This is a genomic window from Streptomyces sp. NRRL WC-3618, assembly GCF_001280005.1.
Lineage (GTDB): Bacteria > Actinomycetota > Actinomycetes > Streptomycetales > Streptomycetaceae > Streptomyces.
Window position 1 is genome coordinate 1 of the sequence record NZ_LGDW01000077.1, and the last position, 14,999, is coordinate 14,999.

Below are 14,999 nucleotides of genomic sequence, written 5' to 3' on the forward strand. Positions count from 1 at the left end.
CGCGGTCATAAGGACAAGGGCCCAGGGCCCAATGCCTGGTACAGCAGCCCTGGAATGGGGCGGGCCCTGCCGGTACGGCGCCTCATCGTGGGCCCTGATGGGGGTGTCCCGGCCCGTGTGCCCCTCGGCCCGCAGTGTGAGGGCGGTCGTGGTGTCGGCCCCCTTGGTGCCAACGACGCCGGAGCCGGAGCGGTCAGGCATGCGTGGCTTCCGCCCTTTGGCACTGCGTAGTGAGGTTATGCGGGACGCGTGGGCGGCGAGCTGACCCGACCGTACCGGGCACAGGATGTCGGGTCCGGCCAGGCGCGGCGGACGGGTGCCGCGCTGCACTCCAGCCCCGGTCTTGGGTCCTTCCGTGGGTACCACATGGCACAGGTCGTAGAAACCGCTCCACGGGCGTTCAGTTGATCCAGGATGAGTGCGTAAGTCCAGGTCAGAGCCTTGTGACGTGAGTGCGTCCGTGGGGTTGGTGATCTCCTGTGACTGTTGTTACTGACATTGATCCTCGTCGACTCGTTCTGGCGGGGGTCTTGTCTGAGGGGGTGGGGTGCGCTGCGGCGGGCGGCTGTGGCTTGGCATCGATGCCTTGCAGCAGTGGCGGCTGGCTTCTCCCACAGGGGCTCTCGCTCCTTCGGTGCACAATGGGGTTTCTGCTTGTAGCCGCTGTGCTCTGGGGAGGGGCGTCGTGGAGTTCAGGAAGCGAACGCTGGAGAGACTCGGCGACCTCATCTGTGGAAACCTCGGTGCCGACGTCCCTCAGGGTGATGCCGAGCCCCCGTACTTTCCTTATCGATCGAGCAAGTACATCACCGAGTTCTTCGGTGAGCTCGACATGGATTGGGAGCACGACGGTTCGACGCGACATCGCTGGGTCGCCAGCGTGCTCGAGCAGTTGCTGGCGGAGTCGCACGAGGGTCCTGCGCACCCGCCGGAGTCGTTCTGCCGAGTCATCGACCACCTGATGGATCCGGCGGATGCACTCAATGAGGGACGCGACCGGCCCAAAGCCTTACGTCAGCTGAACGACGCGCTCTCGCGAGAGGGCTTCGAAGCCTTCTACGCGGAAGATAAGCATTGCTACCTGCGGCACATCGGGACGAATACCGTCTCGAAGCCGGCCCAGAACCCGCACCGTCCCTTGAGTGTCGCCGAGATGCAGCGGCGTTCGGGTCTTGCTGCCTTCCTGGACTCCTGCAGCGAGGATGAGCTCATCGAAGAAGTCCTGTTGCCGCTGTTCAGGCAGCTGGGGTTCCACCGGATCACCGCGGCCGGGCATCGGGACAAGGCGCTGGAGTACGGCAAGGACATCTGGATGCGCTACACCTTGCCGACGCAGCACTTCCTGTACTTCGGGATCCAGGTGAAGCGCGGCAAGCTGGATGCGACGGGGCGGTCCAGGGCGGGCAATGCCAACATCGCCGAGATCCATAATCAGGCGCTGATGATGCTGGCGCACGAAATCTTCGACCCGGAGACCAACCGACGCGTCCTCGTGGACCACGCATTCATCGTGGCCGGCGGGGAAATCACCAAGGCTGCGCGTAACTGGCTGGGGAACGCCTTGGACGCCGCGAAGCGGAGCCAGATCATGTTCATGGATCGCGACGACATTCTGAACCAGTACGTCGTGAGTAGCTTGCCGCTTCCCGCTGGCTTGCCGTCGGGGCCCATTTGAAGTCGACCTCCGGGACGGGTTGTCAGCGAGGTGTGGTGGGAACCGTCGGCTCAATCGCGCGGACACCGGCAGGCGAACGCCGCTCTCTATCGCATGGTGTTGTCCCGTCTTAGCTTAGATGCGAATCCAACCAGGTCGCCTGAGATAACGAAAACGTGACGTGAGATGGAAAAACAGCCACTCGAAGAAGTGCGGACTTGGGTTATCCCTGGGCCGTTATGTCCCGAGCAGCCGGGACTTCTGCTGGTCGAACTCGTCCTGTGTCAGCACTCCCTGCTCCAAAAGTGCCTTGAGTTTGCTGATTTCGTCGGCCACTGACAGAGGGGGAGAGGCTTGAACCTCCTTGATCGACGAGGAGGGGCCTTCCTCATTGTCTAGCTGCGCAGCGAGCGCGTTGAACGCATTGACGTACTGGTTTGCCGCCCGCAGGGCCGTCGAGTCCGGTGTCACGTTGTAGGTCTGGGCAGCCCCGTTACCGAAGGTCAGATTGACGACCGCCGAGCCTTTGTTCTTGCGCCCTGCCACGGCGGAGAGACCGCCTGTTGCGACTCCGCCAGCGAGCCTTGTTGCCGTCCATGCCTTATGGGCGCCAGCATCCACGAACTCGGCCTGGCCACCGAGTACCGGTCCTTGCCCAGTCATACCGAATTTGGATGACGGCCACAAACGCATCATTGCTGCGGTGTTCATCGTCTTTTCAGTGGGATGCAATTTGCGCCAGTCTTTTAGCGCGTCTTTGTCTGCCTTTCGCTTGTCTACGGCTTCCCTGAGAGCCTGTTGCTTTTTCTCGCGTTCGGCGGTCTTCTGCGCAGATTTCTCCGGGTCACGCTTGAACATGATCCTCATCACCCCTTCGCAGGACGGGCGGGCCATGCCTCGCTGTGTAGCTGAGGTCCGTGGCATGTTGCAACTCGTATGGCTCCTTGGCCTAGTATCTCGCGGTGGGTAGGGCCGCGCAGGGCGACGACGACTCTCTCGGGACGGGCCGGGGCTCGGCCGTTGATGGCTACGAGGCGGGACGTGGTCACCGCAGCGGGTGCAGGAGGGAGCTTCGTGGTTCCTCGTCGAATCAGAAGCCGATGATCAGTGGGCGGCCTCGTATTTTTCGATGACTTCGCGCGGCACTCGGCCACGGGCGTTGACGTCAATTCCCTGGATCTTGGCCCACTCGCGCACTTTGATGGGATCCGGGCCATCAGTCGGCGGCTTGCTGCTACCGCGGCGGCGTGGTGCGCTGCCCGACTTGCGGCCGACTTTGAGGAAGGGCGCCAGGGCGTCCAGCAGTAGCTGGTGACTGTCAGGATTGAGGTCGATTTCGTAGCTGACGCCATCGAGACTGAAAGTGTGCGTAGCGATGTCCTCACCCTCGGTATCCGTCAGATCGTCGGTGAAGACGGTCACGGTGCGCTGAACCATAGAAATTTCCTCTTTCCAAGTGGGCTGTAAGGAGTCTAATAGCATGGAGGGGCGGACTTCGCCACCGGCAGGGCATGCCTTGCCTCAACGCTGACATGTTGCGCAAGCTGTTCGTGCTGGAAGAGCCCTATTGGTTACGGACTGACCTGGTGGGCGGGCGCCAGTTTGCTTTAAATGGATACCTCTCGACTGCAGTGCACGAGAGTGGAGGTTGTTGCAGACCTCGTGGGGAGCAGATTGAAAGCGGAAGAACTGTTCACGTGGAGGTCGAGTTGCCCGCTGAATTGCAAGCTTGGCTTGACGCACTGCGGTCGTCTGAAGCCGGGTAGGTGCTACTCCATGCGGTCTTCCTGATGGCCTGCTCCAGCTCGCAGTGGTCGCGAAGCGAGCACAACTCCAGATCCGAGGGCAAGTTCCCCTCAGTGGCTCGTTGGAGCATTCGCTCGCGAGTCCTGACCTTCGTCTCGACTGCCAAGTGCCGGAATCGACCTTGTGATGCTGGCACAAAGGGTACGGTCGGCCCGTGCCAGAGAATACCCTCGGTGAGATCTTCCAGTCAGCGTCAGACCGGCTACGTGCCGACTTCCTCAGCTCCGGCGGGTTCGTGCACCGCGGCGAAAAGGGCGGCGCACGTGAGCGGCTGTTGGTCGACTTCATCTCGAAGTACCTACCAGGACATGTCCAAGCGTTCCACAGTGGTGAGGTCATCACAGTGGACGGCCGGGTGTCCTCTCAGTGCGACATCCTCATCTGCGACCGGAGCACTCCGCCCCTGCTGGACATGGAGAGCTATCGCATCGTGCCGAGCGAGTGCGTCTACGGGGTCATCGAGGTGAAGTCGAAGCTGGACTCCAAGGAGCTAATCGACGCCTGCGAGAAGCTGCGACGGGTCAAGCAGCTTCCGAAGAGCGCCTTCTACCCGCAGATGTTCCAGACGCAGTACCGGATGTACGGCCGGGAGTACACCTACTTGCCGACGGCCGGCATCATCTTCGCCTTCGACGGCATCGACATGGCGAAACTCGGCGACCAGCTGGCCGAGTGGTGCCGAGACAAGCCGCTCGATGAACGCCCCGACAGCGTATGGGTGATGGGCAAGGGCTACTTCACCTGGGTGGACGAGTCCCCGCACCCCCAGGTCGCCGTGCAGGAGAGTAGTAACTTCGCTCTCATGGAACTGCCCGAGGTAGGTGAGGTGCTGTTCCCGTTCACCCTCTACCTCAGCATGCACTTTGCGGCTGCCCGGATGGACCCGCTAAAGCTGATCGACTATGCGAGCCAGACGTCGATCGGCTCGATGCGGACGACTTGGTCTGTGGGTTCCACGCCTGATGAGAACGCGCCCTGACCCGTCTACCGGCCGTTGCAAGGCCAACGGGGACGGATGTCGTCGTGGTGGGCGCCGGACAGTCTGCACAGGACAGCGCGGCGCTGCTGTGCGAAGCTAGCGTCGAGGTCCGACTGCACACCTCTGCAAGGGAGTTGGTGTTGAGAGGCGGTCCCGCCCCGCCGTACTGGCAGCCGGACGCACCGCTGGGCCGCTCCTGGGCGCTGTACGGGGTCGTGTACCAGGCCGCGCTCTTCCGGTACCTACCAGAGCAGTCGCGGTTGCACCTGGCCCTTCGGGCGAGGCCGCTTGTATGCCACCCGTCCCGCGATGGTGGCCGCAGGCGGAACCTGCGGTGAGTGTCCCGCGTCGCATGTCCGGCTCGCGCGTGTCCTGGAGGTTCCCCGCGCGATAACCTCGGGCGGGTCGCGCGGCCTTACGCCACCACTGGTGAGGGCGTCGTGTGCAACATTCGTGTGGGCTTCGGGGGTGTGATGGCGTCGGGCAATGGTCGACGATCTGCGGTCAGAGAGGGTGCTGTTTCGGATGGCCACGGCGGCACCGTTATCCGTTTCACCTATGGGAAGGACGTCAATGACGTCCCTGGGACCTCTACGGCAGTCGCACAGTGCCTAGCGGAAATTCGCCTGCACCTCGCGGCTGGTGCGGACGCCCAGACCGTTAAGGCTGTGGCGCTCGTATACCGCGCGTTCGACGAGATCGCCGATGCGGAACGAACGGTTGGAACGGTCGCACACCAGCTGGATGACGCTTTGGCAGCCACCAGCGTCCCAGAGGCGCTGATAACGCGCCTTCGAGAGTTGATGGATCTCGCTGCGAGAGCCCGCAGGCTTCAGGGGACCGTTCCCCGTCCTGCGCTGGAGCTGTTGGCCCAGGCAGAGGCCGGCCTGCAAGAGGCATCTGCGATGGGGTCTGCGAATGATCGTTTCGCCACGGCTCATCTGGCAGCACTACGCACCGCCGCCGCCGTGCTTGCTGCCCGAGGCCGGCCGCCGGAAGGCGCGAGCGATGGGCGCCGCAGGCGGATCCGCAGCGCATGGGAGGTCCTTCCTGAAGTAGCTCCGGAGCTGACCGAGTGGAGCGCTCTCTTCGCGGCCAGGGCTCAAACGCGCGCTCGCGCCGAGGCCGATCTCCCGGGCGCGGCGAGCATGCGCGAAGCGGAGGACTTGCTCCGCGATGCTCGGATGTTTCTCCGGATCAGCCAGCGGATACTCCTGTCTGACTCTCGGCAGCTTGAAAATCTGCGACTGCCGGACCCGGAGCCCGCGTTCCGAGACGCCGACGAGCGCGCAGCGCTCGACAGCCCACCGCTCGACATACCCCTTGGTCACACCCCGCCGGGCCCTCCACTGGGCGATGACGACGATGAATGGGACGAGTAGTTGGGGGATATCGCCAAGGGTGTTCTCGGTGGCGGGTGGAGCCTGTTGGTCGGCTGGATCCTGCCGACAGCCATTAACTTGGGCATTCTGGCCATCACCATGGGGCCCAGCCTGCGCCAGGTCCCGGTGGCGAACCAGATATTCACTGCCTCGCCGGGCGCCAAGGCGCTGCTGTTACTGATTGCTTCCGTATTGACGGGCCTCATCCTAAATGCCTTGCAAGTCCCCCTCTATCGAGTTTTGGAGGGTTACCTGCTCTGGCCGGCGCGACTGTATGCGCGGCGCAGTCGCCACCACCGCAAGCGCCGTAGCGAACTGGCCGATGAACTCACACGGACGCGCCGCGCGCGTCGGGCTGCAGCTGGGCGGGTGCAGTCGGCAGGCACTGCACAGAGACCACTTACCCCTGACGGAGAAGCCCCAGCCGTGCCGGATCCACGCGACGAAGTACTAACAGCGACGCAGCAGGCGCTGCTTGGTGAGCGGCTGGCCAGATATCCGGTGCAGGACGACCAGGTCACTCCTACTAGGCTTGGCAACGCCATTCGGCGCTTGGAGGAGTATGGATATGACCGGTATCGCCTAGATTCTCAGGTGCTTTGGAACGAGCTCACCGCGATGGCACCCGAGCAAGCTCGCCGGCAGGTCGACACCGCGCGCACCAGCGTCGACTTCTTCATAGCCCTGCTGTACGGGCACACAGTCCTCGTCGCCATGGCCCTGTGTGCCACATCGGTTGATAGTGCCGATCCTCCAGTTCTCCTCGGCACGGCCGGCGTCCTCTGCGCTCTGTGCCCGCTTTGGTATCGGGCCGCGGTTGCAGCGACTGATGAATGGGCGGCAGCCGTCCGCGCACTGGTCAACCTGGGGCGCCACCCATTGGCTCAGGCCATGGGCCTTGACCTGCCACAGGACATCGCAGAAGAGAGAGAAATGTGGCGGATGGTCTCTCGGATGTCCCGTTCCCGGTTCCACGACCGAGCTGTCGCTTTGAACCGCTTCCGCACCCCGCCTGGCATGGGTGAGCCTCGGTGAACGACCGCCCGGTGACGACGGGAGCCAGCGCTGGCATCTGTGGGCGAGGTCCTCGTCCGACGCCGGGAAGATCAACGGGCCGTCGGGTAGGTCGCCTCGGGGCGCGGCCGTTGTCAGAGGGGGGGGCTACTGTCCGGCGCATGCCGAAGAAGAGGAAGAAGAAGCCGTCGTCGCGGGCCCGGCGCACCGGCGAGGTTGCCCCGCACGAGCAACTGCCCTCCGTGATCAAGCTCGGTGGCCCGCCGGTGCCGTCGCGCGGGTGGACCTTTCAGGCGTTGATCGACGCGGGGCGGGAGTCTGGCCAGCCACTCTTGGAGTTCACGGCGCAGCCTCCCGACGGATACTCATCCGATTTCGTCCCGCAGGTCGATTTCCCTCGGGCGCCGCTCCAAGCGGGGTGGTACCTGCGGTCCGACCTGGCCGTTCCGGTCTACCTGTGGGTGTTTTCCGAGAGCCAACTCGCCGATGATCCAGGCGCGTTGGATCTGCGGCGACGGGGGTTCGCCTTCTATGTGGCGCACTCGGTGTGTACGCACGGAGGAAGTGACGGCGCTTATGCCAGCGCGGAGGACTTGGAGGCGTGGATTCCGATTGTGGCGCCGGACCCGAGTGTCGTGGACGCCGACCGGTATGGCCACGCGCCCGTTTATCGCACGCCTGCGGCACGGCGGCTGCCCTCAGGATCTCCCCGCACGGTGGGAGTGCTGGATGCGGACTATGCGCGGGTAGCGGGCCGAAGCCTGCCCGAGCGCTGGGATATCGACGTAGTCGGCTTCTTGGTGATGGAACGACAGGACGCCGCCGACATGCCGGGACAGGAATTCTGGAGGCAAGTAGCCTTTCACACGTTCCGAGATCAGAATCTGTCGGATCTCCGTGCCGTGGCCGGACACGTCGACCTGATCATCGGCCACAATCTCTTCGACGGCGACTACCGATGCCTGCGGACCTACGGCGACGTGGTGGACGTTGGCGTGCTGGCCGCGAAGACGGTGGACACGCTGTATGCCTCCCGTCATGTTGTCGGCGGCGGCGCATCTCGTGCGGCGCGTCTGGACCTCACCACGTTGGCGGGCGCCCAGGGACTGCGGGAGCGGGCGAAGACAGCGTCCCGGACCAAGGCCCACCGCGGCATCCGCGCCATCCATGACGCGGAGGAGCGCTGGTTCTTCCAGCCCATTTCTGATGACTGCGAGCTGATGCTGGAGCTGTGGCTCGAACTGGTCACCAGCCGGCGCCTGCGCAGCGTCCTCCCGTCGGGTGAAGCGGTGGAGTACCCGGTGGGCGAGGACGGTCTGCGGCTGCTGCTGGAGCCGCAACTCGCCCCGGACACCTTCACGAACCTGCTGACGACGAAAGGCACTGTCTACCCGCTGCAGGGCGCGGCGCGCAATGAGAGCGTGGCCCGGATCCACCGCGAGATCGAACAGCAGCGGGCCGACGGCACGCTGGTCAATCGCCACCCCGCCGCCGCGCACCGCCAGCGCTGTATGGCACCCAGTGACACGGGGGGACGGCAGTGCGACCAGCTCATCGAGGCGACGCAGACGTATTGCCGTGCGCATCGCACCAAGCGGCGCTGCCGAGGGAATCCGGCCCTCGCCGACGCCTGCACCGCCATCGTCCACGGCGATCTGGCGCATTGTCGCTGGCACCGTATGACCGCGCTCTATGTGCCACAAGGGCAGCGAATCGTTGAGGACTTCACCCTGGCTCTGCCGCTTCGGGGCTGGGAGCGGGGCAGCGACTGGGGATACGACACGGGGACGCGTTCGTTCTTCGCGAGGCTGTACCGCAACGAGGCCGACTCGTCAGGCTCACCGACCGTATGGCTTTCGGGCACTGATCCCGACCTCGGTAACGTGGTCGCGCTCACGGACGCTGTGCAGAAAGCGACCGGGGCGTCCCGGCAGGACGTCGTGGCAGCCCTGACAGCGGATCGGAAGTCACCCCGAGAACGTGCCGTGATCACCCAGGACTGGGAACCGGCCGGGTGCGACCGTCCCTGCCCGTGCGGCACCGCGGACTGTGGCCACGGCGCACCGTGCCCGAACGACGAGTGCAGCGGTCACGACGTCCATACGATGCGCAACCCTCGCACCGAAGCGGACGTGACAGCGTGGCAGGACCATTTCGACTGCTGCGAGGGCTGCTCCGGCAGCTTCCTGGACATCTCACTCCCGGAACGCCCCTGGGGCGAGAAGCACGACGACGGCACCGTGACCGTGTACGCCGGGGTGTCCCACTACGAGCTCGGTGTCTACCCGTAGCCGTGTGCAGTCGTGGCGGACCGTTGCAGTGAGCCGGGGCCGGCGGGTGTCCGCGACCGAGCTGAACGGCGGGCCGGCTGTGCCCGGACGCCGTTCGCTGAGTGCGGCAGGTCAGCTGTGGCGCCAGGTTTGGCGCAGGCGCAGGACTTCGGTGGCCCAGTGGGCGGGAAGGTCTGGTTCGGGTATGCGTTCGCGGCCGAGGCTGAAGCGGACGTGGCGGTAGAGCCAGTGCAGCGAGGCGTCCGAGCTCGCGACGAGTGTGGACAGCAGCGGTTCACCGACCGGTGTCTCCCGGTCGACGGCGACCAGGAGTTCACCTTGGTCGTCCGGGTGCAGGTGCGGCAGCCCGCCCGCCATCCGCAGCCGCAGGTCACCCCACGTCAGAAGTGAGCCGCCGCTGCGCGCCGCGTCCTTGAGGACGTCCCGGGCGATGGCGGCCAGCTTGTCGATGGTCTCGATCGGCAGACGGTCCGGGGGAGACGGTGCGGTGGCCTTGGGACCGGGGACGGCCTTGACCGGGTCCGCCGCGCGCGGTGCGGCACGACGCGGCGCGCTCGAGGTGCGGGCCTTGAACTGGCGCTTCCACCGCTTGACGTGAACCTCTTCGAGCACCGGCAGGCGCCGGTCCAACTGACGGCTCAGCGAGCTGATCTCGTCGAGGAACGCGGCGAGTTGCTCGGTGGCCAGACCGTTGCCGGCACGGCCGAGTTCCGCGAGGACTTGACGGATACGGCGCAGGATCGGGTCCGTGTTCGGATCCTGTTCCTGGCACCACGCCTTCACCTCGCGCATCAACGGCGTGTAGGTGGAACGGTCTTCGGGCGACAGACGCCGGCCGTAGATGGGTCCGGCCAAGTGGCGCGCGGTCTGGACCGCAGCCAGGTCGCCGGCCTCCTGCGCGGCGCGGATCTCCTGCACGAGCCAGGCGAACTCCGCTCGGGCTTCTGCGAAAGCGGCAGACTCGGAAGGTGGCGCGCCACTGGGTGACGGGTGGGACGCCGACGGGGCTCCGTCGTCTGGAGTCACCGATTCGCCGTTGACCTGGGCTTCCACGCGGGTGAGCGCCGTGTGGAGGTCCGGCGGCAGGGGGCCGGGGCAGCGTCGTTTGAGAATCTTCGAGTGGGCCAGGGCACTGCGCAGGGCGAGAGGCGTGGGGGCGGGGCCGGCCGTCGCGAGGTCGGCGAACAAGGTGCGCAGCGCCGCGTGGGCGGCTGCTGCTTCACGGCTGTTGATCCAGGTCTGCAGGTCGGTGCGGAGCAGTAGGAGGTTCTGCCGTGGCTCACTGGACAGGCGTTCCGTGGCGATCCGTGAGACTTCCTTGCGGATCTGTCTGGCCTCGTTCAGGTCGTCGGCATCACGGGCCTGCTTGAACAGCTGCGTCAGACGGGCGATGTCTGCTGTCGCCTGCGCCTGGAACGTGCGCTGGTCCTTCCCCGGCGGGACGGGGCTCTTCGCGGCGGCGGGCGGGCCGGCGGGCGTGCTCTTCTTCGGGGGAGCAGACGCCGGCAGAGGGTGGCCAATGAGGCGGTCGAGGTCGTCCAGGAGCCGCTCGCTCTCTCGTTGCCACGCGCGCAGCTCCTGCCTGCGTTGCCGGACAGTCTCGTAGAGCCGTTGGTGCTGTTCGCCGTCCTTGACCGTGGTGGTCAGGCGGGCGGCGCGACGGCCGGTGGCGTGGGGCAACGTGGCACGGCCCACGGCCAACTGGGCCTTGAGGAGGGTCAGTTGTTCCTGGGCGGCCCGCGCTTCCGCGGGGCGGGGCGCCTCCGCAATGGCAGCCGATGCCGGTAGGGGAGGAGCAGGGTGGCCGTACGCCGTATGCGCAGCGCGGATCTGCTCGTCGCTCCACCGGTACAGCGCGGACTCCGAGGCCGGGGCGGGGACTTGGAGCAGGCGCAGCACGGTGGCGAGATAGGACAGGGGACGGCCGGAGGGCGCGCGGACCAGGACGCACAACAGCGGCCGGTTCCGGTCTCGCGGCTTGTCGACCTCCACGAGGAGGTCCCGGCGCTTGGGATCGGGCAGGTGCGCGAGATCCAGGCCGATCCGCTCGCCTAGCAGTTTCCACGTGGTGGTGGCCCCCTCCCGCGCCACGTCTTCGAGAGCCCGCCGCAGCAGTATGGCGGTGCGGCTGCCCTGGGACTGCACCGGAACGGTGGAGGCCGGGGCGGGCCGCGTGGCGGGCTTCGGCGCGGGCAGGGGCTCGTCCAGGGCGACGGAGGGACGCCACAGGCCGGTACGTTCCGCGTCCAGGCCCTTGAGCTGGATGAGGCTGTCCGCGCGCACCGCCCAACCGGTGTTCTCACCCGGTCGGTCGGCTTCGGTGACCAGCAGGCGCACCGCGCCCGCCAGCCGGTACACGTACTGCTCGGTGGGGCGGGGTGTGTCGTGGGGCAAGGAGAGCTGGGCCTTGAGGATCCGGTGTCCGGCCGGTTTGATGAAGCCGGATATCAGGTACCGGCCGCTCTCCACTAGGGGCGAGTCGGTGTCCGGCCGGGCCTCGCCGTCGATCGCGAAGACGATCTCGGCGCCGCGCAGCGGCAGGCTGCCGGCCACGGCGTCGTGGCGCGCGGCGCCCTCGCGGATCAGCCCGCGGCTACGCAGTTCGTCGAGGTCGGGGGTGATGAGGCCGTTGCCGGTCATCCGGCACTGCTCGAGCGGGGACCAGGCGACGGGGCGGTTGTCGGTGACCGTGCCGATCAGAACCCGGCGGCTGTTGCCGTCGGTTTCGCACCGCACCCGCAGGGCATAGCCGTATCGGGCAGTCATATCCCGGGTGATGGCGCTCTCCAGCCCGAAGACCCACTCGACATGCCCTTCCTTGGCGGCCAGGCTGTCCGCCGTTCCACGCCAGCTACGGTAGTCGTTGGGCCGCAGCTCGAAGCGCAGGCGTTGATTCGTGGCACGCAGCACGAAGTCCACGGCATCCCCGGGGCCGTGCCCGAGGCTGCACAACTCGGCCTGCGCCGCGTGCCCCTGGCCCGCCAGCCACTGCGTCACGTGCGCTTTGACGAACAGGTGATCGGCGCTGTCGACGCCGTTGGCCGTGCGATGACAGGCCGCCCGGCTTCCGTCGCGGTCCGGGAAATGGGAGAAGTGACAGACCTTCGTTTCGTAGCGCTTGGTCATCAGCCGCTCGCCGCAGCCACCGAGCAGCGTGCCGCACCAGAAGTCGTCCTTGCCGAACTGGCGGCGGAACTCATCCAGATTGTGCGGCTCCTCGGGCAGGATGACCGGCTGGTCCGAATCCTGGCCTCCCATGACCGCCGTCTGGACGAGACGGAAGTCGATCTGCGCCACCAGCAGTTCCTCCGAAAACAGTCAGCACCCATCCACCCAAGGAGGCACACGCCCCGGAGCACCCCTGGAGCCTGCGAAGTCACACACGTCCCGACGGTGCAGCGACGTCTTGGGCCACCCGATGAGATTATCTGTTGCGTCGGACAATGCGTCAGGTGTGGTGTGCAGCGCCGCCCGGAAAATCCTTGGCGGGCTCCGGTCCGGCGGGAGAACGTGTCGACGACGAAGGCAACGGAGACGACACCGGCCCAGGTCTTCACGTGGGTGAAGTCGGCGACCCAGCACCGGTTCGGGGCAGCGGCGACGAAGTCGCGGTCCGGCAGGTCCTGCGCCCGTTCGACCTGTCCGCCGGGCAGCGTGGTGATCACGCGTCTGCCGCAGACCGCTCCGGTGATGCCGAGTTGGCGCATCAGGCGTTCGACGGTGCAGCGGGCCACGAGATGGCCCTGCTGGTTCAGCTCACGCCAGATCTTCCTGGCCCCGTGGACGCGGTAGTTGGCCTCGAAGACCTCGCTGATCTGTTCCTACAGCTCGGCGTCCCGCACGGTCCTGGCCGACGGCGTGCTCCGTCGTTTGTGGTGGGCGTAGTAGGTGGAGGGGGTGATCTTGCACCCTCTTTGAAGGCGATCTCTTTCAGGGCAGCTGCGAGGAGTTAGTGGGTTTCACGGCCTGAGCTGTGCGCGCGGCGGCAAAGACTGCCCTGCGGGCGCTGAACGGATCGTGGGCCGAGCGTAGCCATGGGTGGGTCGCCAGAGCGGCGGCCAGCCGCCTGCACTCTTCCTGGGCTGTGAGCCACCGCTCTCGTTCTGCGCGGGTGATGTCGGCTCGTCCTGCCGCGATGTCGGCTGCCGCCGGGAGGGCGTCGGCGAATGCTCCAAGGTGCTGAAGGGCGGAATCCAACGTCAGCCTCGCCGCCACTACATCGCCGGGAATCTCCCAGCCGTCCACGTTCCACGTGGACCTGTACTCGGGCGGCGGCTCCTTCGACAGCCAGTCGGAGGCATCGATGGGATCGCCGCTGTCGCGGGGGCGCGCGAGTTCCGTGCGTATCCCGGTGTCCTGGCCGTAGTGGCAGTGCGGGTCGGGCGGGAGCGGCTCGGCGGGGAGGAGCGTGGCGGTTGAGCCTGCAGTCGATGCCGGCAGATAGGGATCTGGTTCCGGACGGCCTTGGAGGAACTCCGCTTTGTCCGACGGCTTCACCCACATGTGCCAGCCGCGCCGCCGCCCTGCTCGTGCTCGCATGAACAGTGTCACGAGCTCGCCCGTGGCTGTCATGCGCACCATGTCGTCGTAGTGCGCCTGGGTTGATTCCCACGTGGCGTGCCAACCGCCGCAGCGCGTTCCCGTCTTGGGGCATTCGCGCTGAGTGCTCCAGTCGCAGCGGACCATGCGCAACGCCTTGACGCCTCCTCGTACGCGCAAGGCGTCCCGGCTGCCCACGTCCTGCCATCGTTGGACGTTCAGTCTGGCCCAAGGTGCCCGGTCGATGGCGAGTGAGTTCTCGTTCGTCACGAGCCATAGCGGTGTCAGGCCGTCGTCCACCGCGGTGCGCGTCCTGTTGTCCACAGAACCACTCGCGATCGGTGAGATCTGGATCTCGTAGCCGATCTTCTTTCCGCTGGCCCCGGCGACCGTTACATCAGTACGACGGCGACCATGTACGGCTCGGTCTTCGACGCAGACGTTGAAGCCCTCCCGGCTGGCTGCTTCGGCGGTGTGGTTCTTGAGCGCCTTGTGTAGCTCGCTCTCACCTGCTGTCTCGGAGACCTCGCCCCTGGTTACGTGCCGGGCGTGGTAGCGGCCGTTCTTCTCGACGATGGTCATGAACCCGGGGCAGACGGTCCCGTATTCGTGCGCCCCGAGGCAGTAGAGAAGGTCGGGCTTGTAATTGCGGTGAATCTCCTGCAGGAGCCCCGGGTGGTCGGGGTTACCCAGGTCTGACGCACTCAAGTCGATAGTGATCCCGTAACCGCGATGCAGCACGTTGTGGGTCATGCTTCGAGGGTAAGTCCTGCCTCTGACATTGATATTGGTAGGCAGGTTCTGGTGGTCGTGGCTCGGCCTCTGACTGACAACGGAGCTGGTTGCCGGGGCGGGGCTGATCGGTGGCGGTGCCTCTACTGGCGAGCAACCCCGCCCCCTGAATGCACTGCTTGCCTTCGTGCGCTGTTGTGGTCGGCTGGGAGCGAGTTCTGGGTGTTGTGTGAGGGGACTCCGCGGGTGCTGGGCGTGGACGACTTCTCCCTCTACGGCGATACCTACGGGACGCTTTTGGTCGACACCACCACCCGTCTTCCTCTCACGCTTTGGGAGGGACGGGACGCGGAACAGCTCAGCCGCTGGCTCCGTGAGCACCCAGGCGTTGAAATCGTCTGCTGTGACGGCTCGCTGACATACCGGCAAGGCATTACCGCCGACGCCCCCGATCGGGGCTGCCTGCCCGCGGCCCTTCCGCCGGCCGAAGAGGCCGACCCGGTGCCGGACGACGAGACCGCCGAGGACACCGCGGCGGACATCCGGGCCGGGCGGTACGCCAGGAGGCTGTTCCAGGCCGTGCACTCCCTGACCGCATCCGG

At 66.2% G+C, this 14,999-nt stretch carries 9 protein-coding genes and 2 pseudogenes; 6 read left to right on the forward strand and 5 right to left on the reverse strand.

Going from position 1 to position 14,999, the window contains the following annotated elements:
- Nucleotides 1–685 precede the first annotated feature (685 nt).
- Nucleotides 686–1,675: a hypothetical protein gene (locus ADL01_RS10670; RefSeq protein ID WP_053741695.1), complete on the forward strand. Its 990-nt coding sequence runs from the start codon at nt 686–688 to the stop codon at nt 1,673–1,675.
- A 216-nt stretch (nt 1,676–1,891) separates the two neighbouring features.
- On the opposite strand, the gene ADL01_RS10675 is transcribed toward ADL01_RS10670, so the two are convergent.
- Entirely contained in the window at nt 1,892–2,512 is a 621-nt protein-coding gene (locus ADL01_RS10675; RefSeq protein WP_234354583.1) for an SHOCT domain-containing protein, read from the reverse strand.
- A 246-nt stretch (nt 2,513–2,758) separates the two neighbouring features.
- A complete protein-coding gene (locus ADL01_RS10680; protein ID WP_053741697.1) occupies nt 2,759–3,091 on the reverse strand; it encodes a histone-like nucleoid-structuring protein Lsr2 in 333 nt (110 codons plus the stop codon).
- A gap of 523 nt (nt 3,092–3,614) precedes the next feature.
- Here ADL01_RS10680 and ADL01_RS10685 point away from each other — a divergent pair.
- From ADL01_RS10685 to ADL01_RS10705, 4 genes are all read left to right on the forward strand, one after another.
- Nucleotides 3,615–4,439: a DUF6602 domain-containing protein gene (locus tag ADL01_RS10685; RefSeq protein ID WP_053741698.1), complete on the forward strand. Its 825-nt coding sequence runs from the start codon at nt 3,615–3,617 to the stop codon at nt 4,437–4,439.
- Nucleotides 4,440–5,242: 803 nt separating this feature from the next.
- Nucleotides 5,243–5,821, forward strand: coding sequence for an SAV_6107 family HEPN domain-containing protein (locus ADL01_RS41660; protein ID WP_159049493.1), 579 nt, complete (start codon nt 5,243–5,245; stop codon nt 5,819–5,821).
- On the forward strand, nt 5,822–6,856 hold the full coding sequence (locus tag ADL01_RS10700) for a hypothetical protein (RefSeq protein ID WP_053741700.1): 1,035 nt from the start codon (nt 5,822–5,824) through the stop codon (nt 6,854–6,856).
- 140 nt (nt 6,857–6,996) lie between these two features.
- Entirely contained in the window at nt 6,997–9,126 is a 2,130-nt protein-coding gene (locus tag ADL01_RS10705) for a hypothetical protein (protein ID WP_159049492.1), read from the forward strand.
- A gap of 111 nt (nt 9,127–9,237) precedes the next feature.
- On the opposite strand, the gene ADL01_RS45985 is transcribed toward ADL01_RS10705, so the two are convergent.
- The 3 genes and pseudogenes from ADL01_RS45985 to ADL01_RS10720 form a co-directional block, all read right to left on the reverse strand.
- A complete protein-coding gene (locus ADL01_RS45985; RefSeq protein ID WP_053741702.1) occupies nt 9,238–12,423 on the reverse strand; it encodes a hypothetical protein in 3,186 nt (1,061 codons plus the stop codon).
- A 440-nt stretch (nt 12,424–12,863) separates the two neighbouring features.
- Nucleotides 12,864–12,941, reverse strand: a pseudogene (locus tag ADL01_RS47715) (hypothetical protein); the annotation flags it as partial.
- 115 nt (nt 12,942–13,056) lie between these two features.
- On the reverse strand, nt 13,057–14,418 hold the full coding sequence (locus ADL01_RS10720; protein ID WP_053741704.1) for a hypothetical protein: 1,362 nt from the start codon (nt 14,416–14,418) through the stop codon (nt 13,057–13,059).
- Nucleotides 14,419–14,652: 234 nt separating this feature from the next.
- Here ADL01_RS10720 and ADL01_RS10725 point away from each other — a divergent pair.
- Nucleotides 14,653–14,999 (forward strand): annotated as a pseudogene (locus tag ADL01_RS10725) (ISL3 family transposase); the annotation flags it as partial.

What these genes read in the sequence shown, in the direction of transcription:
- ADL01_RS10705 (WP_159049492.1), top strand. Translation starts at nt 6,997, where the DNA reads ATGCCGAAGAAGAGGAAGAAGAAGCCGTCGTCGCGGGCCCGGCGCACC.
- ADL01_RS10675 (WP_234354583.1), bottom strand. Translation starts at nt 2,512, where the DNA reads ATGTTCAAGCGTGACCCGGAGAAATCTGCGCAGAAGACCGCCGAACGC.
- ADL01_RS10680 (WP_053741697.1), bottom strand. Translation starts at nt 3,091, where the DNA reads ATGGTTCAGCGCACCGTGACCGTCTTCACCGACGATCTGACGGATACC.
- ADL01_RS10720 (WP_053741704.1), bottom strand. Translation starts at nt 14,418, where the DNA reads ATGACCCACAACGTGCTGCATCGCGGTTACGGGATCACTATCGACTTG.
- ADL01_RS41660 (WP_159049493.1), top strand. Translation starts at nt 5,243, where the DNA reads ATGGATCTCGCTGCGAGAGCCCGCAGGCTTCAGGGGACCGTTCCCCGT.